The organism is Achromobacter sp. E1, assembly GCF_037039475.1.
Taxonomy (GTDB): domain Bacteria; phylum Pseudomonadota; class Gammaproteobacteria; order Burkholderiales; family Burkholderiaceae_B; genus Achromobacter; species Achromobacter mucicolens.
In genome coordinates this window covers 5343760-5369942 of the sequence record NZ_CP146253.1, presented here as the reverse complement: position 1 = coordinate 5369942, position 26183 = coordinate 5343760, and the positions used below count along the sequence as shown (strand labels likewise).

Annotated in this window: 17 protein-coding genes and 1 pseudogene; 12 read left to right on the top strand and 6 right to left on the bottom strand. The window is 63.1% G+C overall.

Features of this window, described 5'->3' with window-relative positions; genetic code table 11:
- The first annotated feature begins 43 nt into the window (after positions 1-43).
- From V6V88_RS24750 to V6V88_RS24730, 5 genes are all read left to right on the top strand, one after another.
- Positions 44-1273 (top strand): amidohydrolase family protein, encoded by a 1230-nt coding sequence (locus V6V88_RS24750; RefSeq protein ID WP_152382731.1) that lies wholly within the window; start codon positions 44-46, stop codon positions 1271-1273.
- Between the two features lie 36 nt (positions 1274-1309).
- Positions 1310-2665 carry an MFS transporter gene (locus V6V88_RS24745; RefSeq protein ID WP_063954825.1) on the top strand — a complete coding sequence of 452 codons (1356 nt, stop codon included), beginning with the start codon at positions 1310-1312 and terminating at the stop codon, positions 2663-2665.
- The gene (locus V6V88_RS24740) at positions 2662-3207 is read left to right on the top strand and encodes a GAF domain-containing protein (protein WP_056324802.1); all 546 of its coding nucleotides are present in this window, start codon (positions 2662-2664) and stop codon (positions 3205-3207) included. Before V6V88_RS24745 ends, V6V88_RS24740 begins: the two co-directional genes overlap by 4 nt.
- Before the next feature lie 308 nt (positions 3208-3515).
- Positions 3516-6980 (top strand): autotransporter outer membrane beta-barrel domain-containing protein, encoded by a 3465-nt coding sequence (locus tag V6V88_RS24735; RefSeq protein WP_338616848.1) that lies wholly within the window; start codon positions 3516-3518, stop codon positions 6978-6980.
- A gap of 374 nt (positions 6981-7354) precedes the next feature.
- Positions 7355-10852, top strand: a complete 3498-nt coding sequence (locus tag V6V88_RS24730; protein ID WP_223573263.1) for an autotransporter outer membrane beta-barrel domain-containing protein — start codon at positions 7355-7357, stop codon at positions 10850-10852.
- Positions 10853-10933: 81 nt separating this feature from the next.
- Here the strand turns inward: V6V88_RS24730 and V6V88_RS24725 are convergent, their stop codons facing one another.
- Complete coding sequence (locus tag V6V88_RS24725; RefSeq protein ID WP_223573261.1) at positions 10934-11779, bottom strand: DMT family transporter; 846 nt, start codon at positions 11777-11779, stop codon at positions 10934-10936.
- A 117-nt stretch (positions 11780-11896) separates the two neighbouring features.
- Complete coding sequence (locus V6V88_RS24720; RefSeq protein WP_128829353.1) at positions 11897-12790, bottom strand: LysR family transcriptional regulator; 894 nt, start codon at positions 12788-12790, stop codon at positions 11897-11899.
- A 110-nt stretch (positions 12791-12900) separates the two neighbouring features.
- Here V6V88_RS24720 and V6V88_RS24715 point away from each other — a divergent pair, with 110 nt between their 5' ends.
- From V6V88_RS24715 to V6V88_RS24690, 6 genes are all read left to right on the top strand, one after another.
- A complete protein-coding gene (locus V6V88_RS24715; RefSeq protein ID WP_223573259.1) occupies positions 12901-13905 on the top strand; it encodes a tripartite tricarboxylate transporter substrate binding protein in 1005 nt (334 codons plus the stop codon).
- Positions 13906-13971: 66 nt separating this feature from the next.
- Positions 13972-14691, top strand: coding sequence for a PIG-L deacetylase family protein (locus V6V88_RS24710; protein ID WP_062841221.1), 720 nt, complete (start codon positions 13972-13974; stop codon positions 14689-14691).
- Positions 14688-15377 (top strand): 4-carboxy-4-hydroxy-2-oxoadipate aldolase/oxaloacetate decarboxylase, encoded by a 690-nt coding sequence (locus V6V88_RS24705; protein ID WP_223573256.1) that lies wholly within the window; start codon positions 14688-14690, stop codon positions 15375-15377. Before V6V88_RS24710 ends, V6V88_RS24705 begins: the two co-directional genes overlap by 4 nt.
- A 215-nt stretch (positions 15378-15592) precedes the next feature.
- On the top strand, positions 15593-17782 hold the full coding sequence (locus tag V6V88_RS24700) for a TonB-dependent receptor (protein ID WP_338616843.1): 2190 nt from the start codon (positions 15593-15595) through the stop codon (positions 17780-17782).
- 10 nt (positions 17783-17792) lie between these two features.
- Complete coding sequence (locus tag V6V88_RS24695; RefSeq protein WP_338616842.1) at positions 17793-18962, top strand: PepSY domain-containing protein; 1170 nt, start codon at positions 17793-17795, stop codon at positions 18960-18962.
- The gene (locus tag V6V88_RS24690; protein WP_223573252.1) at positions 18959-19171 is read left to right on the top strand and encodes a hypothetical protein; all 213 of its coding nucleotides are present in this window, start codon (positions 18959-18961) and stop codon (positions 19169-19171) included. Before V6V88_RS24695 ends, V6V88_RS24690 begins: the two co-directional genes overlap by 4 nt.
- A 29-nt stretch (positions 19172-19200) precedes the next feature.
- Here V6V88_RS24690 and V6V88_RS24685 read toward each other — a convergent pair whose 3' ends face one another.
- A complete protein-coding gene (locus V6V88_RS24685; RefSeq protein WP_338616841.1) occupies positions 19201-19830 on the bottom strand; it encodes an HAD family hydrolase in 630 nt (209 codons plus the stop codon).
- A 149-nt stretch (positions 19831-19979) separates the two neighbouring features.
- Positions 19980-20735, bottom strand: coding sequence for a hypothetical protein (locus V6V88_RS24680; protein WP_338616839.1), 756 nt, complete (start codon positions 20733-20735; stop codon positions 19980-19982).
- Between the two features lie 222 nt (positions 20736-20957).
- Here V6V88_RS24680 and V6V88_RS24675 point away from each other — a divergent pair.
- Positions 20958-21199: pseudogene (locus V6V88_RS24675) on the top strand (relaxase); the annotation flags it as partial.
- Between the two features lie 4 nt (positions 21200-21203).
- Here the strand turns inward: V6V88_RS24675 and V6V88_RS24670 are convergent.
- Complete coding sequence (locus V6V88_RS24670) at positions 21204-24206, bottom strand: DEAD/DEAH box helicase family protein (RefSeq protein ID WP_338616838.1); 3003 nt, start codon at positions 24204-24206, stop codon at positions 21204-21206.
- 10 nt (positions 24207-24216) lie between these two features.
- Positions 24217-26166 (bottom strand): site-specific DNA-methyltransferase, encoded by a 1950-nt coding sequence (locus V6V88_RS24665; RefSeq protein WP_338616837.1) that lies wholly within the window; start codon positions 26164-26166, stop codon positions 24217-24219.
- Positions 26167-26183 lie beyond the last annotated feature (17 nt).

The following is a 26183-nucleotide window of genomic DNA, read 5'->3' as shown; positions in this document are numbered from 1 at the left end:
GCCGTGATTTCCCGGCGTTTTGAACTGTTTACGTGGTCGATTTATGAAGCCGGTTGTCATCAAGAATTGCAGGATCCTCAATACCCGAACCTTGGCCCTTGAAGCCGCCGCGACCGTGCTGGTCGAGGATGGCGTGATTACCCGCATTGGCGCCGATGAACCGGCTGCCGCGGATGCGCAGGTGGTGGACGCCAAGGGCATGACCCTGATGCCCGGCATGATCGACTGCCACGTGCACGTCGTGGCGTCGTCGTTCAACCTGGGCCGCGTGGCGGCCCTGCCCAACGCGCTGGCGCTGCTGCGCGCGCTGCCCATCATGCAGGGCATGCTGGACCGCGGCTTCACGTCCGTGCGCGACGCGGGCGGCGCGGACTGGGCACTGGCGCAGGCGGTGCTGGACGGCACCATCGACGGCCCTCGTCTCTTCTGCTCGGGCAAGGCCCTGTCCCAGACCGGCGGCCACGGCGACTTCCGCCAGCGCAACGACGAACTCGATCCGTGCCCCTGCTCGGTCAAGATCGGCAACATCGGCCGCGTGGTCGACGGCGTGGACAACTGCCGCCTGGCCGTGCGCGAGGAAATCCTGAAGGGCGCCACGCAGATCAAGGTCATGGCGTCCGGCGGCGTGGCCTCGCCCAACGACCCCATCCAGAACCTGGGCTTCTCCGAGGCCGAGCTCATCGCCATCGTCGAAGAGGCCAATAACGCCAGCACCTACGTGATGGCCCACGCCTACACCCCGCGCGCCATCACGCGCGCCGTGCGTTGCGGCGTGCGCACCATCGAGCACGGCAACCTCGTCGACCGCGAGGCCGCCGAGGTCATGAAGGAACATGGCGCCTACATGGTGCCCACGCTGATCACCTACGAAGGCCTGGCCAACGACGGCGAGCGCTACGGCCTGCCGCTGGACTCGGTCAAGAAGATCGCCACCGTGCGCACGCAAGGCCTGACCGCGCTGGAGATCCTGGACGAAGTCGGCGTGAAGATGGGCTACGGCAGCGACCTGCTGGGCGAGACCCATTACATGCAGTCCGATGAACTGGTGCTGCGCAGCCGCGTGCTGGGCAATGCCAAGGTCATCCAGCAGGCGACGCTGATCGGCGCCGAGATCCTGAACCAGGAAGGCCTCTTGGGCGAAGTGTGCGAAGGCGCCTACGCCGATCTGCTGCTGATCGATGGCAATCCGCTGGACGACATCGAACTGCTGACCAAGCCCGATTCGATCAAGCTCATCATGAACCGCGGCCTGCTGCACAAGAACGCCTGCTGACGGTCCCCTTCCTTTTATCTCCGGAACTTCCCCATCATGTTTTCCGTATCCGACCGCCTGGAGCGGTTGCCCTTCAGCAGCTTTCATTTCCGGCTGCTGATGATCGGCGGCCTCGGGCTCGCCTTCGAAGCACTGGACGCCGGCATCATCGCCTTCATCATTCCCTCGCTGCGCACGCAGTGGGGCCTGACCACCGGCCAGATCGGCTGGATCGCCAGCAGCACGTACGTCGGCTTTCTGGTTGGCGCGCTGTTCTCCGGCATCCTGGGCGACCGCTACGGTCGCAAGAAGATCATGATGTGGGCGCTGCTGCTGTTCTGCGTTGCCACGTTCGTCAACGCCTTTGCGCGCAACTATCACGAGTTCTACATCCTGCGCATGATCGCCGGCATCGGCATGGGCGCGGAAGGCGCCATCATCGCGCCGTACCTGGCCGAGTTCGTCAGCAGCAAGTACCGCGGCCGTTTCACCGGCGCGCTGGCGGGCTTCTTCTCGTTCGGCTTCGTGATGTCGGCGCTCCTGGGCTACTTCATCGTCCCGATGAGCGACGACGGCTGGCGCTACATCATGATCATCGCTTCGGTGCCGGTCGTGTTCCTGCTGTGGTGGCGCAAGTCGCTGTTCGAGTCGCCCCGCTGGCTTGAACACACCGGCCAGACTTCCGAGGCCAACCGCATCTGCGAAGCCATCGAAGCCGAAGTGCAGCAAAGCACCGGCCGACCGCTGCCCACGCCTGTCGCCACGCGCAAGGCTGCGTCCTCGCCCGCAGACCAGCAGACCGCCATGGCCAAGCTGGCGTCGCTGTTCTCCAAGCAATACCTGGGCACCACCGCGCTGGTGTGGGTGTTCTGGATCACCGTGCTGTTCTGCTACTACGCCTTCCTGGTGTGGATCCCCAGCCTGCTCGTCGAGCGCGGCTTCACCATCACCAAGAGCTTCTCGTACACGATCCTGATCTACCTGTCGCAGATCCCGGGCTACTTCTCGGCCGCGTACTTCAACGACAAGATCGGCCGCAAGTACACGATCCTGGCGTACATGCTGCTGTCGTGCCTGTCGGCGCTGGGCCTGGCGCTGGCCAGCGGCGAGCATCAGATCATCATGCTGAGCATGCTGCTGTCCTTCGGCATGAACGGTGTGATCGCCGGTCAATACACCTACACCGCCGAAATCTATCCCACGTCGATCCGCGCGACCGGCATGGGCGCGGCCTCCGCCTTTGCCCGCGTCGGCTCCATTGCATCGCCCACCATCGTTGGCGTGGCGTATCCGGTCCTGGGCTTTGCCGGCGTGTTTGCCATGATGACCGCGATCCTTCTGGTCGGCGGCCTGGGCATCCTGTTCTACGGCAAGAACACGCGTGGCGTCGTGCTCGAGGAAATCAACGCATGACCAAGGCCTCCGCATTCAACGCGTTGGCTGGCCACGCCCGCGATCTGGCGCTGGCCGGCGACCGGCAGGCGCAGTGGGGTGTGATCTCCAACCTGCTGCAAGACTGCTTTGGCCACAAGCTGTTCACGGCGCTGCTGTACTTGCAGGACCACAAGCTGATGAAGCGTCTGCACACGTCGGACGACACCATCAGTCCGCTCGGCGGCTTCAAGGCCACCGGCAACGGCCCGTGGTCCCGGCTGGTACTGGAAGAAGGGCGCCTGTATGTCGCCAGCAACGAAGACGACGTGCGTACTGTTTTCTCCGAAGCGCCGATGCTGATCGAGCGCGGGCTGCAGTCGGCGTTCAACATCCCGGTGCGGCACGCGGGGCGGGTGATCGGCTCGCTGAACATGCTGGCCGCGCGTCATGCCTATGACGATATCGATCCGGATCTGGCGGCGGTCGTGGCTGGGTTGTGCGCGCCCGTGTTCATCGAAGCGATGCAGGACGCGGCGTCCGCGGCAGCTAGCGTGGACCGGTCCGCGTTGGACAGCGTGTGAGCCGCGTAATTTGAGTATCCGTCCCGGTGCGGGACGACGTTTGCGGGCCGCTTTCGAAGCGGCCCTTTTTTCGTCCGGAAACAGGGACAGCCCTGGTTTTGCACATTGTTGCGGGAACTGGTCTGAATTGTTGCGTGTTACCGCGTTTTTGCAAGAGGGGGAGCGAGCTTTAGAAGTCTTTCGATGTGCGAGCTTGCGCGACGTCAAGAGAATGGACGCTTTTTTTCGTGGCGGTTCGGCGTTGCTGCACTTGGCTGGCATCTGGCTTTTCGCATCTCCGAGGCCGCGCACGGGTTACGGAGCTTGCAATGCATTTCCCCCTTTCCCCGGTTGTCGCGGCGATTCTCGCCGCCACGATCCCGGCCTTTCCCTTGATGGTGTTGGCGGCCCCGGCAGCGCCTATCCTCATTGATGATCCGGAAGGCAGCACGTCGATGGAGGTGTTCCCCGGCGCGAGCATCATGGTCAACACCGGAGACGCAATCCGCGTCAATAACCAGGGCAACAGCGTCTTCGTCAACGGCATCACTGTGACCGCGGAGGCAGACGCCCGAGGTGCGCATGCCCAAGACGGTGGCTCGATCATGATCGTGGACAGCACGATCCAGACGCAAGCCGGGCCTGCATTGTCCGCGTCCCTGGAAGATAGTTTTGTCCACGCCGGCATTTCCCTCATCTCCTCGGAGGCAACGGCCGTGCTTGCGACCGATGCGGGCCGCATCAATCTGCTTGGCGGAACCGTGTCGGGATCGGGCGGGTTCCAGGGGACCGTCCGCGCCTCCGATGGGGGCGTCATCACGGCAAGTGACCTGGAGATCAAGAGCATTGATCGCAATGGCGTCAACAACTATGGCGTGCGCGTCCAGTTTGGCGGGCGCGTCGAACTGTCCAACGTCATCGTGTCCAGCGTGGATGACATGGGCGTGGCGACGGGGGCGGACCTGTCGGTGCAGGACGGCACGCTGTTGCTGACCGACAGCCACGTCAAGGCGGGCGGCACGGAAAATGCCACGGCGGCATCCATGCATATCTCGCAAAACGCCATCGTCACCGTTCAAGGAAGCACCATTGAAGGCCAGATATCCGTTATCGATGGTTCCAGCCTGACCATGACGGATACGGTGGTTGCCGGTCCGCATTCGGTGGACTTCGGCATTCTTTTGTATAACGAGTCGACGCAAACCGGTGCGTCTTCGGCGTCTTTGACGAACGTGACAATCGGCAGCGAAGCCGTCGCGTTCAACGAGGGCGTCACGGTGATGAATAACCATGCGATGACCGGACAGAACTTGGACATTCGCGCGGACTTGTATGCGATCCGAAGCCGCAATGGGGCGGTACAGATTGAAGGCGGGACCTTACGCGGAAGACGGGCCGGCCTGTATGCGCACTCGATTGATGACACGGCGACAACAACGATCGATGCAGTGGGAACGCATATCCTGGCCGAAGTCTTGAATGGGGTAGGCGTGAGTGCCAACCATCGCGGCACGCAAGTGACATTGGACGGCGTTACCGTGGACGTGTCCGGCTTCGCGGGCGCAGCGCTTCGGGCAACCGACGAGGCACGCATCGACGCTGTCAATTCACAGTTGAACGGGCAATCCACAGGCTCGATCGGCGTGCAGATGCTTGGAAACATCGGCGCCGGCGACACGGCGGTTTCGCTGAGCGACACGCAAGTCATCATGACCGGTCAGAACGCAAACGGCGTGCAGAGCGTGCGCTACGAGCCGCAGGGCGCCAACTCGCTCGTATTGTCGGACGGCAGCAACCTTCAGACCCACGATGGGGTGGGGTTTCTCGTCAGGGGCGGAGACCACGACATCACCGTCCAGAACGCCACCGTGGTGGCCCGAGCCGGCGGCGACGAAGCCAGCGGAATCCTGCTTAGAACGCAGGCGACCCCCAGCGCGGGAATCGTCCCCGGGCAACCGTACCAGACGCAACGCGTCACCCTGAACGCCACAGGCGCGCTCATGACGGGCGACGTGTTGACCGCCGACAGCGGCCGCGTCGACATTGGCCTGGCGAGCGGCAGTGAGTGGACCGGCGCGGTGCGCGCGGGGCAGGGTTCGGTGGACAGCGTCAAGTTAGACGCCAGCAGCGTCTGGAACGTGCGCGGCGATTCAGCCGTCAAGAGCCTGACCAACGCGGGTGTCGTGCAGTTCGTGTCTCCCGGTGCGCAATCCGGATTCAAGACGCTTACCGTCTCCGACTACATCGGCGGCGGCACCTTGGTCATGAATACCCATCTGGGCGACGATACGTCCCTGACCGACCGGCTCGTCGTGGACGGCGGCGCGGTCACGGGCACCACCGGGCTGCAAGTCTTGAACGCCGGCGGCGCAGGCGCGTTGACCACGCAAGGCATCCGGCTCGTGCAGGCCACCAACGGAGCCACGATTTCAGGCAATGCTTTTTATCTGGACGCGAACTCGACTGGCTACCGGCCCTCAACCATCAGCCTCGGTTTGAATGGCTACGACTATTTCCTGGTTCAGGGCGGCACGGGCGGCGTGGCGTCCGATTGGTATCTGACGTCGACGACGCCGCCGGAAGAAGGCGGCGCCACAGACCCGGGGGGGCAGACGCCGCCCGGAAGTGGCGTTGAAACGCCACCTGGCAGCGGCACTGAGACGCCTCCCGGCAGCGGCATTGAAACGCCTCCTGGCAGCGGCACCGAGACGCCTCCGGGCAGCGGCACTGAGACTCCGCCGGGTAGTGGCCCCGAAACGCCTCCCGGCAGTGGCGCCGGCACGCCCGGTTCTGCGCCGGGCAAGCCGCAGAACGTCTCACCGGAAAACGGCGCGCATATCGGCAATCAGGTCGCGGCGACCCGGATGTTCGTACATCGCCTGGCCGATCGGACCGTGGCGCAAACGTCGGCAGGTCAATCTGCGCCCGCCAGCGCGTCCCGGCAGGTGTGGGCACGTACCGAGGGCGCGCGGCACACCGGCATGAAACTTAACGAAGGTCAGGTCAGCATCGACACCGACACCGCCATGCTGCAGATGGGCGCCGACCTCGTGAGCACGCGACTGGGACAGCAAGGCGTCCTCAAGGCAGGAGTCATGGCCGGCGCGGGCGAGGCGCGCACGAACGCCACTTCCCAACTCATCCACCCGGGAACCGGCATGGCGATGCGTGCCGATGCCCGAGGCAAGGTCACCGGATATTCGGTGGGCATCTATGCCACCGCTTACGCCGACGATGCCACCCGCTTGGGCGCGTATGCCGATTCGTGGTTGCAGTTCGGCCGCTATTCCAACGAGATCAGTAGCGAACTGGGCTCGGATCGCTATCGCTCGAACACCTGGACGGCGTCGGTGGAAGCGGGATATGCGTTCAAGCCCTTCGCCGCCGATTCCGCGTTGGGTGCGATGGTCGTGGTGCCGCAAGCGCAACTGGCCTACACGCGATACGACGCCCAGGACGCTGTGCTGCCCAGCATGACACTGAAAAACTCGCCCGCCAGTTCAGTCACTTCGCGCGTGGGTGTCCGCGCATACCCGTTTGGCAACGACGCCGCCACGTTCCCGGTGCGGCCTTACGTCGAAGCCAATTGGCTGCACAACTCGGGCAGCGCGAAAGCCAACGTGGGGGCATCGACCTTCCAGGCAACGCCCATGCGCGACGCCGCTGAACTGCGAATCGGTGTGGCAGGCAATGTCCGCGAGTCGTGGCAGGTTAGCGGCGAGCTGTTTGGCCAGGCTGGAAATGGCGGCCAGCGGGGCTACGGCGGCATGCTGAACGTTGGGTATCGCTGGTAGTCGTGAGCCGCGGGAGGGCGGGGCCGCGCGGCGGTCTGCCCTTCCGAATGTCGGGCGCTGCGATGCCCCGTTGCGACTCCGCTCTCGATGGAATGGTCGCATCGAAACACTCACATGTACGGTGTCCCAAGGCTCCCCAGCAGCGCAGCGGACAGTCCCTTGAGTCGTCGAAGCACAGGAAGTCAGTCTGATTCGCTGGGACAAGACCGTTTTTAGCAAACAAAAGAACGCGATCTAGACAGCCTTCGATATCCGGGCTTTTCCGCCGTCCAGAGAATGAACTTTTTCTCTTCGCGGCGGATCTGGGTTTTCGCAATTGGCCGGGGGTTGGTCATTCGCAAATTCGAAGCCGCGCACCGGTTCAGGAGTTTGCGATGCACTTTCCCCTTTCCCCGATCGTCGCGGCAATCCTCGCCGCGGCGGTTCCCGCCATTCCCCTTTCCGCGTCGGCGGCGCCAACGGGCCCAATCGTCATCGACGATGCCCAAGGCAACACGTCGCTGGTGCTGGAACCCGGCACCACTGTCACCGTCTCCACGGGGGACGCAATCAACGTCAATCACCTGGGCAACAGCGTGACCGGAAATGCCATCTCGGTGATCGCAGAGGGAGACAGCCGGGGCGTCCATGCACAAGGCGGCGGGGCCATCACCCTCACGGACAGTACGGTGCAGACGCAGGATGGCGCGGCGGTGTCGGCCTCGATGGCTGATAGTCTCGTCATCGCCAACAACACGCATCTCTCGTCAACGAATATTGCCGTGCTGGCCTCGGATTTCGGCCGTATCGAACTCAATGGGGGAAGCCTGTCAAGCTCGGAAGGGGGCATGGTCGGGGACTTCACTGCAAGTACGATCCGGGCCGTTGATGGAGGTGTCGTCGTGGCAAAAGATCTTGAGCTTACGAGCAGCGTCCTTGGGTCGGGGGTTGGCGCGGCCGTATCGGCCGTATCAGGCGCAAGAGTCGAATTGTCGAATGTCACAGTTTCAGGGATGAACGGCCTCGGCGCACCAGCGGCCTACCTGTTGGCCGCTGGCGACTCGATGCTCGTGTTGACCGACACAACCGCCCAGGAGATAAGTCTGACGACGTTTTCGAAGGTCTTCGTTCAAGGAAGCACGGTAGGCCCCATTACTGCCAGGTACGGGAGCCACGTGAACATGGTCGACTCGGCTTTGATATGGACGTACTCGGAAGCCTGGGCCGGGGTGCACCTGGACGACGTCACCCCGGGCGAGGCAGGTGCCACTGCATCACTGACCAATGTGACCATCGGCAGCGAAGCTGCCCCTGCCTGGACTGGCGTCTCGATGCGCAGCGACGGTGGGCTGGTTGCGCAGGAGTTGGACATTCATGCCAAGCGATATGCGATCCATGCCCTAAACGGCGCGGCGTATCTGCAAGGGGGTACGCTACGCGGACAGCTCGGCGGGCTCAATGCGAGTCCGATAGGTTCCCACACGTCAACAATAGAAGCCGTCGGAACAACCATTCTGGCGGAAGCGTCAGGTTCGATCGGCGTGATTGCCAACCGTCCCGGCGCTCAGGTTTCGCTGGATGACGTCACGGTCGACGTGTCCGGCAGTGCGGGACTGGGGTTTCAGGTGATGGACGGGGCACATCTGGACGCCGCTAACTCGCAGGTGCATGCGCAAGCAGACGGATCGACCGGCTTGCAGATACGCGGCAACGCAGATTCTGGCGCGAATGCCATGTCGCTATCCAACACGAAAGTGATCATGGCGGGGCAAGGCGCCAACGCTGTTGACAGTTTGCGCTATGCGCAGCAAGACGCCAATGCGCTCCTGATTTCCAACGGGAGCGACTTTCAGACTCACGACGGCGTGGGGTTTCTGGTTAGGGGCGCCAATCACGAGATCACGGTTGAACACTCCCAGGTGCTGGCCCGAAGCGGCGGCAGCGAGGCCGGTGGCGTGCTGCTTCACACCCAGGCGGCGCCCGCCGTCGAAACGGAGAGTGTCACCCTGCACGCCCTGGGCGCCGCCATGACGGGCGACGTATTGGCAGACAGCGGTCGCGTCGATGTCCGCCTTGCCAACGGCAGCGTCTGGACCGGCGCGGTTCTGTCGGGACAAGGCGTGGTGGACAGTGTTTCGACGGAAGACAGCAGCGTGTGGAACGTGCGCGGCAATTCTGCGTTGAAGACCTTGAAAAACGCGGGCGTTGTCCAGTTCGTCGCGCCCGATGCGCAAACCGGCTTCAAGACGCTGACCGTCTCCGACTACGTCGGCGGCGGCACCTTGGTCATGAACACGCAACTGGGAGACGACACGTCGCTGACCGACAAGCTCATCATCGACGGCGGCGCCGTGACGGGCTCCACCAGCCTGCGCATCATGAACGCCGGCGGCACTGGCGCGCTGACCACCCAGGGCATTCAGTTGGTGCAGGCCGTCAACGGCGCCACCATCGCCGCCGACGCCTTCCATCTTGACGCGGGCTCGACCGGCTTCCGAAGCACGTCCAGCACGCTAGGCTGGAACGGGTACGAATATTTCCTGGTGCAGGGAGGCGCGGGCGGCGTCGCGTCCGATTGGTATCTGACCTCCGCGTATCTGCCGGAGGAGGGAGGAACCACGGAGCCCGGTGGTGGAGAGACGCTTCCGCCGGGCAGTGGCAGCGAAACGCCGCCCGGAAGTGGCAGCGAAACACCGCCCGGAAGCGGCACCGAAACACCGCCCGGAAGCGGCAGCGAAACGCCGCCCGGAAGTGGCACCGAAACACCGCCAGGAAGCGGAACCGAAACACCGCCAGGAAGCGGCACCGAAACGCCGCCGGGCAGTGGCGTCGAAACACCGCCCGGAAGCGGCACCGAAACGCCGCCCGGAAGTGGCGGCTCCGCCGGGTCCGCGCCGGGCAACATTCAGAACATCTCCCCGGAGAGCGGCGTTCATATCGGCAACCAGGTCGTGGCCACGCGTATGTTCGTCCATCGCCTGTCGGACCGGGCGACGGCACAAACGTCGGCGACTCAGGCACGTTCCACCAACATCTCCCGGCAGGTCTGGGCCCGCACCGAGGGCGCACGGCACACTGACCTGCGTCTGACTGAAGGCGCCGTGTATATCGACACGGACACGGCCATCCTGCAGATCGGCGCCGATCTGGTGAGTACGCGCCTTGGTCAGCAGGGCGTTCTCAGGGCTGGCGTCATGGCGGGGGCAGGCGATGCGCGAACCCACGCAAGGTCTACGCTCACGCATCCGGGAACGGGGCTGCCGATAAACGTCGATGCGCGCGGCAAGGTGACCGGCTATTCGGTGGGCATTTATGCCACCGCGTATGCCAACGATGCGACCCGCCTGGGCGCCTACGCAGACTCGTGGTTGCAGTTCGGCCGGTATTCCAACGAGATCAATAGCGAACTGGGCTCGGCCCGCTATCGCTCGAACACCTGGACCGCGTCCGTGGAAGCGGGCTACGCGCTCAAACCCTTCGCCGAGGAGTCGGCATTGGGATCGATGGTCGTGGTGCCGCAGGCGCAATTCGCCTATACCCGTTACGACGCCCAGGATGCTGTCCTGCCCACCATGACGCTGAAGCACTCACCGGCCAGTTCGATCAGCTCGCGTGTCGGTGTACGGGTGTACCCGTTTGGCCACGACGCGGCCGCTTCTCCGGTGCGGCCCTATGTGGAGGCCAATTGGTTGCACAACTCGGGCAGCGCGAAAGCCAACGTGGGCGCCTCGACATTCCAGGCCACGCCGATGCGCGACGCGGCGGATCTGCGAATCGGCGTGTCCGACTATGTGCGGGAGTCGCTGCAGGTCACCGGAGAGCTGTTCGGCCAAGCTGGCAGCGGCGGTCAGCGCGGCTACGGCGGCATGCTGAATGTCGGGTATCGCTGGTAGCCAGGAGCCGTGGAGGGCAGACCACACTGGCGGCTGTCGATAACCGGGCGGTCGGCTCTCCCCCTCGATGGATCGGGCGGTTCACGCCGCGCGCTTGTTGAAGATCACCAGCGACACGCCGGTCAACACCAGCGCCGATGCCGCGATCAGCAACGCGGTCATCGGTTCGTCCAGGAACACCGTTCCGCCCAGCGCCGCCAGCACAGGCACGCTGAGCTGCACGGTGGCGGCGCGCGTCACGGTCAACTGCTTAAGCGCGGCGTACCAAAGGATGTAGCCCAGGCCCGAGGTCACCGCGCCAGAGGCCATCGCATAGGCCGCGCCGGCGGTATCGAACCGAACATGGGAGGCGGCCAATTGCGCAAGCAGCAGCGCCACCGCGACGGGCGCTGCCCGGATGAAATTTCCGGCCGTCGCGGCGGCCGGGTTCTTTGCGCCTCGGCCCAACAGCGAATAGATGCTCCATGCCACCCCGGACAGAATCATCAGCAATCCGTAGAACACCGGTGGCGCATTGGCGCTGGGCCACATCAACGCGACGAGTCCGGCAACCGCCAGCGCCGTGCCTGCCCATTGCATCGCCGCCAACCGTTCCCCGGCCACAAGGCCATAAAGAATCATGCTGATCTGAATCGCCCCGAAAAGCAGCAGCGCACCCGTGCCCGCAGGTACATGCGTATAGGCATACGAGAAGGCGAGCGCATAACCTGCCAGCGCCAGCGCGCCCGCCCACGTGCCTTCGACACGCCCGGTCTGCCGGCGAAGCGCCAGCAAGAAGCACAGCATCAGCGCGCCCGACATGATGCGGATGGCGAAGAAGGTGGTGGGATCAATGGCAGTCTGCTTGAGCGCTACCCGGCAAAGCAGCGAGTTGCCGGCAAAGGCCAGCATGGCCAATAGGGTGAGCGCGAAGAGGCGGAAGGTCATGGCGAAGGACGCGGTAAGCCTTGGGGTACCAGTCTTCAGTGGGAACGGCTTACGGCTATCGTACGCCTGGCGAGAGGCCGGCTCTACGTGCGCCGCCGCAAACCGCTGCCGCTTCCTTTACTGCGCGGCCTGGGCGGTTTCGCGGAACCGCTGCACCAGCGCGGACCCATCCTCCGAACGATACGCCAGCAATACCTGGCTTTGTGCATCCGGCGTGTCCAGCTCGCGATAGGCCACGCCGGGAATGCCCGTCTTCATGTAGGTGTCGGGCAGGATCGAGATGCCCATTCCTGCCGCCACCAGGCCGATGATGGTCGCGCCTTCGCGCGCTTCCTGGCCCACTTGCGGGGCAAAGCCCGCGCGGCTGGCCAGCACGCCCACGTGGTCGAACAAGCCGCAGCCAAGCCCGCGCGGGAACAGGATGAAGGACTCGTCCGCCAGATCGGTCATCGACAACGGCGCGTTGCGGCGCGCCAGCGGATGCGATTGGGGCAGGGCGGCCATGAGCCGGTCGGTCCATAGCGGCAGCGTCGCGATATTGGGCGGCGGCACGAACAGAATGGACGGACGCAGAAAGCCCACGTCGATGTCCTTGGACGCCAGCGCGCGCAGTTGCTGTCCGGTGGACTGGTGGCTCAGGTCCACACCCACGCCCGGAAAATCCGTGCGAAAGGCGTGCACGATGCGAGGGAACGCGTCGAACATCGGCACAGACGCCGTGAAAGCCACGCGGATCTCGCCGGTTTCTCCCAACGCGGACTGCCGCACGACCTCGCCCGCGCGTTCCAGATGCGCCAGCGCGCGGCGCGCCTGATCCAGAAACAACGCGCCCGCCTGCGTCAGTTCCACGCTGCGGCTTGTGCGCGTCAAGAGCGGCGACCCCAATTCCTCTTCCAGCGCCTTGATCTGCAGGCTGAGCGGCGGCTGGCTGACATGCAGCCGGCGCGCGGCCTGGCTGAAGCTCAGTTCCTCGGCGACGGCGACGAAGTAACGCAGTTGGCGAAAATCCATATCGATTTGGAAAGCAAATAGATCGTCGTGGAAAACGGTATTGGACGGTATGAGTGTACAGCGCGCATCATGCGCCCATACCAACACGCATAACGACACAGGAGACAACCATGAAGGCTTACGCGCCGTCCCGGTCCCGCCGCACCTTTGCCGCCGCAGCAGCAGTAAGCGCCCTGATGGCCGCCATGCTGGCGCCGCTGCCGGCTGCCGCCCAGGGCGCCTATCCCGACAAGCCGATCCGCATCGTGGTGCCCTACGCCGCGGGTGGCGGCGTCGACATCGTCACCCGCCTGGTTAGCCAGAAAATGGGCGACGCGCTGAAGCAGACCATCATCGTCGACAACCGCCCCGGCGCGGCGACGAACATCGGCATGGACGCGGTGGCGCGCGCCCCGGCGGACGGCTACACGCTGCTGACCGCATCGAACACGCTGGCCGCCAACGGCGCGCTGTTCTCCAAGCTGACCTTTGACCCCGCACGAGATTTCACGCCGGTGGGCGCGATCGGTTACGCACCGCTGGCGGTGGTGGTGCCCGTCGAATCGTCGTTCAAGACTTTGAAGGATCTGACCGACTACGGCCGCGCGCACCCGGACAAGCTGACCTACGCATCGGCCGGCAATGGCAGCTCGGGCCATCTGGCCAGCGAACTGCTCAAGCGCGAGAGCGGCATGAAGGCGCTGCACGTGCCGTACAAGGGCGGATCGCCCGCCGTGACGGATCTGTTGGGGCAGCGGATCTCCTTCATGTCGATCAATCCGCTGGAAGTCGTCTCACACGTCAAGGCGGGCAAGCTGCGCGCGCTGGCCGTGCTGGACGACGAGCCGGCGAGCATGCTGCCCGACGTGCCCACCGTGGTGTCGCAAGGCCTGCCGGGCGCGATGGCGACCGTCTGGTGGGGACTCATCGGCCCCAAGGATCTTCCGCCCGACGTCACCGCAAAGCTCAACGCCGCGCTGCAATCCGCGCTGAATGATCCCGACGTGAAAAAGCGCTTTGCCGAGATGGGCGCGGTGGTCACGCCCGGCTCGGACAAGCAGTTTGGCGAATTCGTGGCGGCTGAAACCACCAAATGGACCAAGGTCATCCAGGACGCGGGCATCAAGGCCGATTGATGGGCTTTGCGCCAGCCCGGGGCCGCGGCGCGGTCCGCGGGCGAAACAATGCATAAAGGAACTGAAATGGAACGGCAAAAGAACGCGCTGGTCGTTAGCGCGCACTCCGCGGACTTTGTGTGGCGCGCGGGTGGCGCCATCGCGCTGTACGCCAAGCGCGGCTGGAAAATCACCGTGGTGTGCCTGTCGTTTGGCGAACGCGGCGAATCCGCCAAACTGTGGAAGCAGCCCGGCATGACGCTGGAGCGGGTCAAGGCCGACCGCCGCGACGAGGCGCGCCTGGCCGCCGGCATCCTGGGCGCCGACATCCGCTTCATGGACTGCGGCGACTATCCCTTGCGCGTATCGGACGAAGCGCTGTTCGAGCTGGTGGACGTCTACCGCGAATTGCAGCCGGAGTTCGTGCTGACGCATTCCCAGAAAGACCCGTACAACTTCGACCACCCGCTAGCGACGCACGTGGCGCAGGAAGCCCGCGTGATCGCGCAGGCGCATGGGCATCATCCGGAGCAAGCGGTGCTGGGCGCACCGCCTGTATTCCTCTTTGAGCCGCATCAGCCCGAACAGTGCGAATGGAAGCCCGAAGTGCTGCTGGATATCTCCGAAGTCTGGGACCAGAAGCGCCGGGCCTTCGAGACCATGGCCGCGCAGGAACACCTGTGGGAGTACTACACCCGCGTCGCCCTGCAACGCGGCGTGCAGGCGTCGCGCAACTCGAACCTGAAGATTAAATACGCCGAGGGCTACCAGCGCGTGTTTCCGCAGGTCACCGGAGAGTTGGCATGAGCCTCGCGGTCAGGAACATCGAGCGGGCGGACAGCACGGTCATCGCACGCCTGGCGTCGGCAGGCGTCGCCACCGCCCATGAAGCGCAGCAACGCACCGGCCTATTGCAGCCCACGCTGCGGCCCATCTACGCCGGCGCATCCATTGCGGGCAGCGCGATCACGGTGCTGGCGCAGCCGGGCGACAACTGGATGCTGCACGTCGCCATCGAACTTTGCCGGCCCGGGGATATCGTCGTGGTGGCCTGCGCGTCGTCCAATGAAGACGGCATGTTCGGAGAGCTGCTGGCCACCTCCATGCGCGCTCGCGGTGTGCAAGGACTGGTGATCGACGCGGGCTGCCGCGATGTCGCCGCGTTGAAGGACATGCAGTTTCCGGTGTGGTCCAAGTGCGTATCGGCTAAGGGCACGGTCAAGGCAACGCCGGGATCGGTGAACGTGCCGGTCGTGTGCGCGGGGGCGCTGGTGCAACCTGGGGATGTCGTCATTGCCGACGATGACGGCGTGTGCATCGTGCCGTGCGCGCGGGCGGAGCAAGTGGCCGATGCGTGCGACGCGCGCCTGCGCAACGAGGCGGACAAGCGCAAGCGGCTGGCCGCCGGGGAATTGGGGCTGGATATCTACGGCATGCGCGAAAAGCTGGCGGCTGCGGGGCTGGTCTATGTGGACCGCAGCCCGGATGCGTAGGTGGCGGCCGCGGTTTACCGAGTGATGCCGTGCACCGAATTGCCGTACCAACGGCAGCGCCCAGGCGCTTTCCCGGCCGACAGCGAATTCGACCGTCATCGGCGCGGCGCACGTAACTGACGTGCGTACGCCACATCCAGACAAACCCCATAGCAATATCGAATGAGAATGCTTATCATGCGCCTTTTATATAAAAGAACGCATGGGGTGGGGCTGTGGGTAAAGCATCAAATGGCCGTCAAGGCAGGCAGAAGGGCGTCGCCCGGGCGGTGAAACAGGCGTTGGCGGGCAGCGCCGCGCTTTATGCCGCCTCGGTATCGGCGCAGACGCAGGCGCCGGCCGCGATCACCGTCCTGCCCACCGTCACGGTGACCAGCGCGCCCGTCGCCCTGGGCGAGGCGCCCGCGCCCATCGCCGGCGGTCTGATCGGCGGTGGCGCCCGCATGGGCATCCTGGGCAACACGTCCGTCATGGACACCCCGTTCAGCGTCACCAGCTATACCGCCCAGACGATCGAGAACGAGCAGGCCCGGTCGGTCGCCGACGTGGCCACCATGGATCCGTCCGTGCGCATGAGCAGTGCCCGCTCCAACATCAACGAAGACCTCACCATCCGCGGCTTCAATGTGCCGACCGCGGACTTCGCGTTCAACGGCATGTTCGGCCTGACGCCCTATTGGCGCGCACCGGTCGAGACCCTGGAACGCGTGGAGATCATCAAGGGACCGTCGGCGGCGCTCTTCGGCATGACGCCGGGCGGCAGCGTGGGGGGCGTCGTCAATCTGGTGCCCAAACGAGCCACCGACGAGCCCATCACCCGGGTCACGGGCTCGGTCATGTCGGACTCCGTCTTTGGCGTGCATGCCGACGTGGGACGCCGCTTCGGTCCCGACAACGCGTTTGGCATCCGCGTGAACGGGATGCTGCGCGACGGCGACACGCCAATCAAGGACCAGTCGACACGCGAAGCGCTGGGGTCGGTTGCGCTGGACTATCGCGGTGAAAAGCTGCGGTCTTCCCTGGACCTGATCTGGCAGAAGGAACGCATCGACAACGTCGTGCGCCAGTTTCAGCTTGGCGCGGATCTGACCTCGATTCCCGAGGCGCCGAGCAACAAGAATCCGTATCCGGGCCTGGGCTGGAGCGACGGCCGCAATACCGCCGGTGTGTTCAAGATCGAATACGACATCACCGACTACCTGACTGCCTACGCAGGCTACGGCCAGCGCAAGCTGGACTGGGACGCCTTCGCCGCCAACCCCGTGCTGCAGAACACGCAGGGCGATTACTCCTTCTTCGGCGGCTGGCAGCGGATGACGGTGGACAGCAAGTCCACCGAAGCCGGCCTGCGCAGCAACTTCAAGACCGGCCCCGTGAGCCACAAGGTCGCCTTCAGCTACACGCTGCTAGACCAGAAATCCGACCTGGGCTTCTATACCGGTTTTCCGCCGGGAAATTCCAATATCTACGCCGGCAATATCTTCGACACGCCGTCCATATCCGGCATCAGCAATCCGCTTAACCGCTACCAGAGCACCAAGCTGACCAGCTACGCGCTGGCCGACACCCTGGGTTTCATGGACGACCGGCTGCAACTGACGCTGGGCGCGCGCCGCCAGAACGTGCAGGGCCAGAATTACAACTTCGCCAACGGCGAGCCCAGCGGTCCGCGCTATGACAAGAGCGCCACCACGCCGCTGGCCGGCGTCGTCTTCAAGGTGCGGCCGGATCTGTCGGTCTACGCCAGCTACGTCGAAGGCCTGTCGCAAGGCGACACCGCGCCTACCAGCGCGGCCATCACCAATCCAGGCGAAACGCTGTCGCCCTTCAAGTCCAAGCAGAAGGAACTCGGCGTCAAGTACAACCTGAACGACGACATGCTGGCCACTGTCGCGCTCTTTGAGCTGACCCGCCCCAGCTCCGGCATCTCGGGCAACACCTTTGGCGAATTCGGCGAACAACGCAACCGAGGCGTCGAAGCCAGCTTTGCCGGCGAAGTCACCAAGGGCGTGCGCCTGTTGGGCGGCATCAGCTACATCGACGCCGTCATCAACAAGGCCACCACGCCTGGCCTGCAGGGCAACAAGGCCATCGGCGTGCCCGACTGGCAATTCAACCTGGGCGCCGAATGGGACACCCCGTTTGTCCCGGGTCTGACGGTGTTGGGCCGCGTCATCTACACCGACAGGACGTATGCCAACGCCGACAACACCTTGTCGGTGCCAAGCTGGACCCGCGTTGACGCCGGCGCGCGCTACGAGACCAAGATCAGCGGCACGCCCGTCACCTTCCGCTTCAACGTCGAGAACCTGTTCAACCGGAACTACTGGGGCACCGCCACGGCAGGCTATCTGTTCGTGGGGTCGCCGCGCACCTACACGTTCTCGACCAGCATCGCCTTCTAAGGAAGCCGAGATGTCCACGCAAGCCTGGTCCTGGATACACAAGTGGAGCAGTCTGGTCTGCACGGTCTTCATGCTGCTGCTGTGCCTGACCGGACTACCCCTGATCTTCCACGAAGAGATCGAGCACCTGTCGGGCGTCGTCGAAGCGCCGCCCATGCCCGCTGGCACGCCCAACGCCAGCATGGACCAGATCGCCCAGACCGCGCTGGAGCGCCGCCCGGGCGAAGTCATCCGCTACATGTTCTGGGATCAGGACGAGCATCCCGACATCACGTATGTCTCCATGGCCCGCGCCGTCGACGCGCCGCCCGAGGAAAACAATGCCGTCGTCATCGACTCGCGCACGGCCAAGGTGCTGGACGAACCGGCTACTGACGAAGGCTTCATGTACGTCATGCTCAAGCTGCATACCGACATGTTCGCCGGCTTGCCGGGGATGCTGTTCCTGGGTGCGATGGGCCTCTTGATGGTGGTCGCGATCGTGTCCGGTGTGGTGCTGTATTACCCCTTCATGCGCCGCCTGAAATTTGGCGCGCTGCGCACCCAGCGCAGCACCCGCGTCAAATGGCTGGACTGGCATAACCTGCTGGGCATAGTCACCGTGGTGTGGCTGCTGGTCGTTGGCATCACGGGCAGCATCAATACGCTGAACCGCGTCGTGCTGAGCCTCTGGCAGATGGACCAGATGGCGGAAATGACCGCGCCGTTCCGCGGGCTGCCGCCCGTCACGCAACCCGCGCATCTGGAAGCTTCCATCCGCACGGCACGCGCCGCCGTGCCGGACATGGCCGTGAGCCTTGTCGCGTTTCCGGGGACGATGTTTTCCAGTCCGCATCATTACACGTTCTTCATGAAGGGCAACACGCCCGTGACCTCGCGCCTGCTAAAGCCCGCGCTGGTGGACGCCACTAACGGCGAGCTGACCGACACGCGAGAGATGCCCTGGTACGTAAAAACCCTGTTCCTATCGCAGCCGCTGCATTTTGGCGATTACGGCGGCCTGCCGCTCAAGATTCTTTGGGCGGTGCTGGATCTCTTTGCAATCGTGGTGCTGGGTAGCGGGCTGTATCTGTGGCTGCGCAAGCCCAAGGCGGCAACGGCTTCGAAATCGTTGACCCCGGATGCCGCAGAGACCGCCAACGCGCTGCGGCAGGGTGATCGGCAAGGGGCAGCGCAATGAGCAAGAACGTTGATGCTCGCGGCGCGCGGACCGAGAACCTGCAATCGGCGGGCGAAGTGTTCCGCGTGCCGCTTTGGCTAGGCGCGGCCTCGGTGGTGGGGCTGGTGTCGGCGCTGCTGGGCGATGGGGTGTGGGACGGGGTGTCGTGGTTGGCGATCTTTGCGCCGATCGGGGCGGTCTGGTGGGCTTGGCGGCGCCGGGGCGGATAGGGCAGCCTTCTGATTCGGCCTGCCCGGCGTCAATGGTGCGCGGCCATCAGCGTAAGCACATCGCTCAGCGAACGTACGGACTCCGCTGAATTCGAGGTTGCCGCGTGCCGGTCCAGGTGATACCCGTGCATGCCGAACTTCCGAGGCCCGATCATGTCGGCCTCGATGGTGTCGCCGATCATCAGGACTTCATCGGGCTGGCAAGCAATGCCGTCGCACAGATACTGATAGATCTCGGGCTGCGGCTTCACTGCCCCGGCCTCGTACGACCAAGCGCAAAAGTCCGGCTGAAACGGCAGCAAGTCCAGGACGGGCGGGCCGTACGGCGCCGCCAGGTTGGAACACAGCGCCACCTTGATGCCGCGCGCCTTCAGTGCCTGCAACGTCGGCGCGGCGTCCGGGAACAACGTGATGGATTCAATCTCTTCGCGCAGCTCGGCTTCGAGTGCGCTCAGCGCATCTTCGCCGATCATCCCGCCAAACAAACGGGCAGCCTGCCGCAGGTCGATCGCACTGCTCATCGCCCGAATGCCGTCGTCGCGCTGGCGCGGGCGGCCCGCTTCGTGCAGCAGGCGGACCAGCTTGCGGAACGGACGGGTTGGCCGATCGATGTTGACCAAGGTTCCGAATACGTCGAATGCCACGGCCTTGATTGCCATTGAACCTCCTGCGCCAATGAAGCTTTCCGTCGGTTGGCCGGATCGTAATGCCCAGCCTGTCTGCGACGGAATTCTAGCGGTAAAGGTGCGGCAGCTTGATTGCTCCCTGGTCTTAGGCGAGCAGGGCGGCAGCAGCGCCGGGTGCGGGGCTACTCGTCGCGCCCGACCGTGACGAATATGCCGTCGGCTTCATTCAATCCCCGACCCGCAGGCAGGATCAATACCGACACGTCATCGGGCAGATGGGACGTCAGTGATTTCAGCCGTTCACTGACGACGCTCTCCAGCGAATCGCGGCGCGCCTCTGTGGACACCGTAAGGCTTAACCCAACCTTGTTCCAGGCTTCCCAGGCTTCCGGGGATTGCAGGTATGCCAATGTCGCCCATTCCGATGGGTTGACGACGGTGCCGTCCGCCAGCTTTGAAGGCGCATCGCTCCAGGCTTCGAACTTCTCGCGTGTGGCGCCGGAATAGATCCACGCGTGGGGCGGGCGGACGCCCTGGGCGGACTGGGCGGAAATCCCCAGTTTGGAAGCCAGCGCCTCCAATGCCTGATCCGTGGACAGCTTGGCTTCCCGCAGCCGCGCGGGGTCGATCGAGAGCCACAGCTGGATGGGTTCCGGCACATTGCTCCAGACCTGGGTGATGGTTTGGTTATCGCCAATACCACGACCGATCTTGTCGGCCACCAGTTGTTGCAGCTCGGGCTTGCTGAGACGCGGGCTGGCCACCAGCAGGTAGAGATCCGCGCTGGGAACGGCACCCCACACTAGGGTTGGCGGCTGGACGGCGTCTGGTGGCATGGCCTGCGCGGCACTTGCGGGCAGGCAGACGCAGAAGGTCAATGCGGCAAGCAAACTGCAGCGCGTGGTCTGCAAGCGGGAAATCCAGGTCTTCAGAGGCATAGGGGCTTAGGTATTCAAATGCTGGTGAACTCCACGCGAGATGGTCACGAGCAGGGATTCGACGGACATGATCATGGTTTCGACACCGGTCTTCCGACGCGTCGTTTCGCGCTTCTGACGGTAGATGATCCGTGGATTATCCCAGCCCACAAAAAACCCGCGGCGCGTGAGCGGGTGCGGGTTTGAGGTACGACCTGATATCAATCCAGAAACGGATGCAACATGGCTGGTGAGCTGCGAGCGCACCAGCTGTCCCAAGGCGTCGATGGCAATCCCAGCGAACAACATCGTCGTGCAACGTGCTCCAGGACCACGGCATGTTGTAACCGACGCCCGATGGGAAAGCGATCTGGCGCGCGACCGTGACCAGTTTGACTGGCTGGCCCCACTCGCTCGCCCTATTGCGGCTCGCACCGGCGCTGATTTGGGAGCCTGGAGAGCGGCCAGCGTCGCTCGCCGGGTCGGAACCTACCGCTTTGCCGCCTCGGTCAAAAGATCGTCAACCGAGCGCGCAACCACATACCGGGCAGGGTTCTCACCGACCCCCAGTGCAGTGAAATGCGCCTTGCCGCATTCGATCTTGGCGCTTTCCTTGTCGCGCAGGTCATCGGTGAACAGGCTGCTCTTGGTTTCCACCAAAAAGTACAGGTGCTGAGTGCCGTCTTCTTCCACCAATACGGCCCAGTCGGGGTTGTAGGTGCCCAGCGGCGTAGGCACTTTGAACCAGCCTGGCAGCTTGGCGTAGAGCTTGATGGCGTCGTTCTTCTCCAGCCCATCGGCGAAGTCCCGCTCGGTGGTCGAGTCGTACACCACGTGCTCGTAGATCGACTTCTGCGTATCCAGCAGCATGTTTTTGAGATAGCCGGTGAGCTCTTCCTTCTCGAACAGCTCTTGCGCATAGACATGTTGGTCGCCGAGCTTTTGGTACTTGATGCCATCGACCAGGGCCAAACGCTTGCAGCGGTTGATGGTTTCGGCGGTCAATTCGATGAACTGCTGCGGATTGCGCTTGAAGTCGTCCAAGCGTCCGCTTCTCGTCAGGATGCTGACGATGGTGCGCCTGGTGAGTTGGGTGCGATTTTGCAGGTCGGTCAGCAAATCCGGCAGCTCGATATCAGCCTCGTCCAGCATCACAGGCGCCGCGCCTGCTTTTTCCGTCGCGGCGACCCCCGCCTTGCCGATAGAGATATCGGCCTTGCGCCATTGCAGCCGTGCCTTGGCAATCACCGGGGCCTTCTGCAACGCTGCGATGCAATCCGTCACCAACTTGGCGTTATCGAACTGCACCCGGTACGTCGTCTGGTGCTTGATGCGGTCCCACAGCGCCTTGAACTCGTCGCTAAGATAAACGGCCTTCCCATCCTTGCCCTTGCGCAGCGGCACTTGCCTGCGCTCATCGGCATTCTTGATATCCAGCCGACCGGACACCTTGCGCAGCAGTTCGGAAATCTGGCTCTTTTGCGCATCGAACTCAGGTGGCAGTTCCAAGCTGCCGTTTTTCAGCGCCGTTTTTAGTGAATCCTGCACCTTGCCCTTTGCATCGATATGGCCGGCAGCTTTCAAGTGCTCCCACAGTGCCTTCGATTGCTCCATGCCCAGCGGCGCGGCATGCCCATCAGCGCCGGTCACGGCAATGGCGGCAAATTGGTGCTGCTCCACGATGCCAAGGCGGATGCCCGTGTCTTTCTCGATTTCCTTCTGCAGGTTCTCGGCAAACTGTTCGTAATTTTCCGTGGCCACCACGGTCAGGGTGTTGACCTCGAAGCCGCGTACGCGCTCGCCATCCTGGTTGACGCACAGGCGCAGGCCGCGGCCAATGGTCTGGCGGCGCTCGCGCTCGGTCTGAATATCGCGCAACGTGCAAATCTGGAACACGTTGGGGTTATCCCAGCCTTCCTTGAGCGCAGAGTGGGAGAAGATGAACTTCAGCGGTGTCGCGAAGGACAGTAGCTTCTCCTTCTCCTTCATGATCAGGTTGTAGGCCCGCTCGGCATTCTCCCGATTGCCCGCATTGTTATCAAAGGTGTCGGTCCAGCCGCCCTTCTTGTCGATGGAGAAATAGCCGTTGTGCACTTCCTCGGCGGCGGACGCCAGGTCGATCTCGGCAAACAAGCTCTGGTAGGCCGGCGACTTGGCGGCACGGCGATATTCCTCCTCGAACATCTGCGCATACACGCCCTTGACCGGCAGGCCGTCCGTATCGTACTGACGATACTTGTCCACTGCGTCGATGAAGAACAGGCTCAACACCTTGATCCCCAATGGGCGCAGGTGCTTTTCCTTGTCCAGGTGCTCCTTGATCGTGCGGCGAATCATCTCGCGTTGCACGGCCAGCGCATCCACATCACCGTGGGCCTCGCCCAGCTTCAAAAACACCTCGCCGCCGGGGTAGCGCAGCTCCATGAACTCTTCGCCCTTGGCCGTATTGATCTCGCCCACCCGAAAATCGGCGTAGATCGCTCGGCCATCGGCGCTCTGCTGGAGGTCGTCGCCATCGCTGACCGTCACCTCAACCCGCTGAACGCCAGTGGCGGTCTGTTTATCCAGCTCGACCTTGGCGCTGATGCGGCCGCGCTTGTTTTCCACCTTCACCAGGCGCACGAAAGGCTTGTTGTGCGCATACTCTACCGTTGCCGACGCCACCTCGATCTGCTTGACCAGCCTGCGCTCATAGGCATCCACGGCATCCAGGCGGAACACCATGTGGTGCTTGTCCACATGGGTGGCGGAGTAGCGCAGCGTGCAGAGCGGGTTCATGGCGTCCAGCGCTTCCTTGCCACGGCCTTCCAGGCCGCCGTCCACGCTTTGCGGTTCATCCACGATGATGATCGGCCGGGTTGCCCTGATCAGGTCGATAGGCTTCTCACCTCCCGTCTTCTCGCTCTCTTTGTAGAGGTTGTTCACATCCTTCTTGTTGATGGCACCCACCGTCACCACCATGATCTGGATGTTGGAACTGGTGGCAAAATTGCGCACTGGCCCGGGCTTTCCCGAGTCGTACAGGAAGTAATCGAAGGGCTCTCCCGCGTAGAGGCCCTTAAAGTGTTCCTCGGTGATCTGCAGGGTTTTGTAAACGCCTTCCTTGATAGCCACCGACGGCACCACGATTACGAACTTGGTGAAACCGTAACGCTTGTTCAGTTCGAAGATCGTGCGCAGATACACATAGGTCTTGCCGGTGCCGGTCTCCATTTCCACCGTGAAGTCGCCCGAAGTCAGCGAGCCGGAAGGCGGCAGGCCTCCGCGCAACTGGATGTCAGCCAAATTCTTGAGCAGTTCATCGTCCAGCAGCGTCAAGCGGTTGCCAACGCCAAGGTCGGACTGCGCCACCCCCAGCGACATCTGCGTCTCATCGCGTCTCATCGTCACCGTAAATTCGGTGCGGCAGACCTCCTGACCACGGAAAAGATCGCACACGGCCTCGATGGCCTGCATCTGGTAGTCGAGGTTGGGCTCGAAGTGCAGTTTCATGGCGAGCCCCTCACAAGCTGCGCACGTTCTGGATGCCGTGCTGCTCCAGAATGGCGGCGAGGTTGGTCTTTGCCACGTCGTCGGCAAAGGCACTGTCGCGGAACACGCAGGTGGTTTCGCCGGCAGGGGCCAGTTCCTTGTGCCAGACGATGATGCCCTGGGCCAATGGCTCGACCTGCTCGCGCGCGATCTTCTCACCCAGGCAGGCCATCAGTACGCCGCCACCCACAGAATGCACGTCCAAAGCTTCAATGCTGCGCTTCTCGATTGGCACGCAAAGATCGAGGCCGAGTTTGAGCAGCAGCTCGTAGAGTACATCGGCCTCACTGCGGCCTTCGAACAGGTGATCCTGATGGTCGAATAGCGTGGCCTCCAGATCGTCCGGCTTTGGGTTCCAGGCACGTATGTTGGAGGTGTCGAGCTTGAAAACGCGGAAGCCCGTGTCGCCTTGCCAACCCGGGTTGTCGGACTTGACCTTAGCACCCGCGCGGCGAAGGCGCTCTTTGGTTAGCTCAGAGACCGTCTTCGGGAGTCGCAGCTTCTCACAAAGATCAGCAGCGATCTTTTGTTCCCTGCTGTCTCCTTCAAGGGGCTCAGGTAACTGAACAAGAATGTATCGACGCGCCCCTCCATCACGGACATTCTGCGATATCACCGCGTGCCCCGTGGTACCCGACCCGCCGAAGAAGTCTAAGACATTGTCATCGGCGGCGGTGGTCAAAGAGATGATCCGTTCAAGCAAAGCAATCGGCTTAGGTGTGTCGAAGCACTTCACTCCGTCGAAGAGCGCCTTTACTTCGGCGGTAGCGTTGCGAGTGCTTCCAACTTCCGTGCTGAACCATATTGTCTCTGGCGGCTTCCCTTCACTTTCATCCGCATAGATGCGGTAGTAAGGCGTCCAGCTCCCTTTGGATCCTGTCCAATCAATCCGGGCCTTCTCCATTTCAACTTTCTTCGGACTCCATCGCCACGCACCGTCGCCGCCTCCTTCAAGCTTTGGATAGACGCTCTCACCATCAGGTGCTGTCAGTGCAAAGTAAAGGTTAGGCCGCGCTGCGCGAGTTTCGCCTTGACCACCCATTGCACGCAGCGGCTTGAGGTAATAGCGTCGTTCATCTTGATCGACTTTGTTGAAATGTTCAGGTATGTCTTCGCCCTCATACGGGGTACGCTTGAGCTTGAAGTCTTCAATGTTCTTGGCATAGCAGAGGACATAGTCGTGCTTTGTTGAGAAGTAGTCCGCATCCATCCTGGGGCTATCAGCACGCTCCCAGCAAACGGACGCAACGAAATTCTCTTCGCCAAATATTTCGTTGCATGCCTTTCTAAGATTGTCGACCTCGTGGTCGTCGATGCTCAGGAAAATGGCGCCGCTGCCAAGCAACAAGCTATGCGCCAGCTTTAACCGCGGATAAATCATATTCAGCCAGTCAGTATGAAACCGCCCGCTGGCATCGGTATTACTACTGATCTTCTGTCCGCCTTCAATTTGGCTGGTTAGCTCCAGATAGTTCTTGATGTTGTCCTGAAAATTGTCCGGGTACACAAAGTCCTTTCCCGTGTTGTACGGCGGGTCGATATAGATCAGCTTGACCTTGCCGGCATAGCTCTTTTGCAGCAACTTGAGCACTTCGAGGTTGTCGCCCTCTATCATCAAGTTCTGAGTGGTATCCCAGTCCACGCTGTCTTCCGGGCAGGGGCGCAAGGTGCCGGTGCTGGGCGTGAGCGCCAGTTGCCGCGCGCGACGCTTGCCGTGCCAGTTGAAGCCGTACTTCTCGTCGGCATCGGTGACGGTCGCATCGCCCACCAGCGCCTTGAGCACGTCCACGTTCACCGCAACGCCCTCCGCGCCCTCGGTAATCAATTCCGGGAACAGCGCTTTGAGCTGTTCGATATTGCCCGCCACCAGATCGGCGGATTGGGCTTCTGGGCTGGCGGTATCGATTTTTTTAATGGTCATGGTGAGACTCTCCTCAA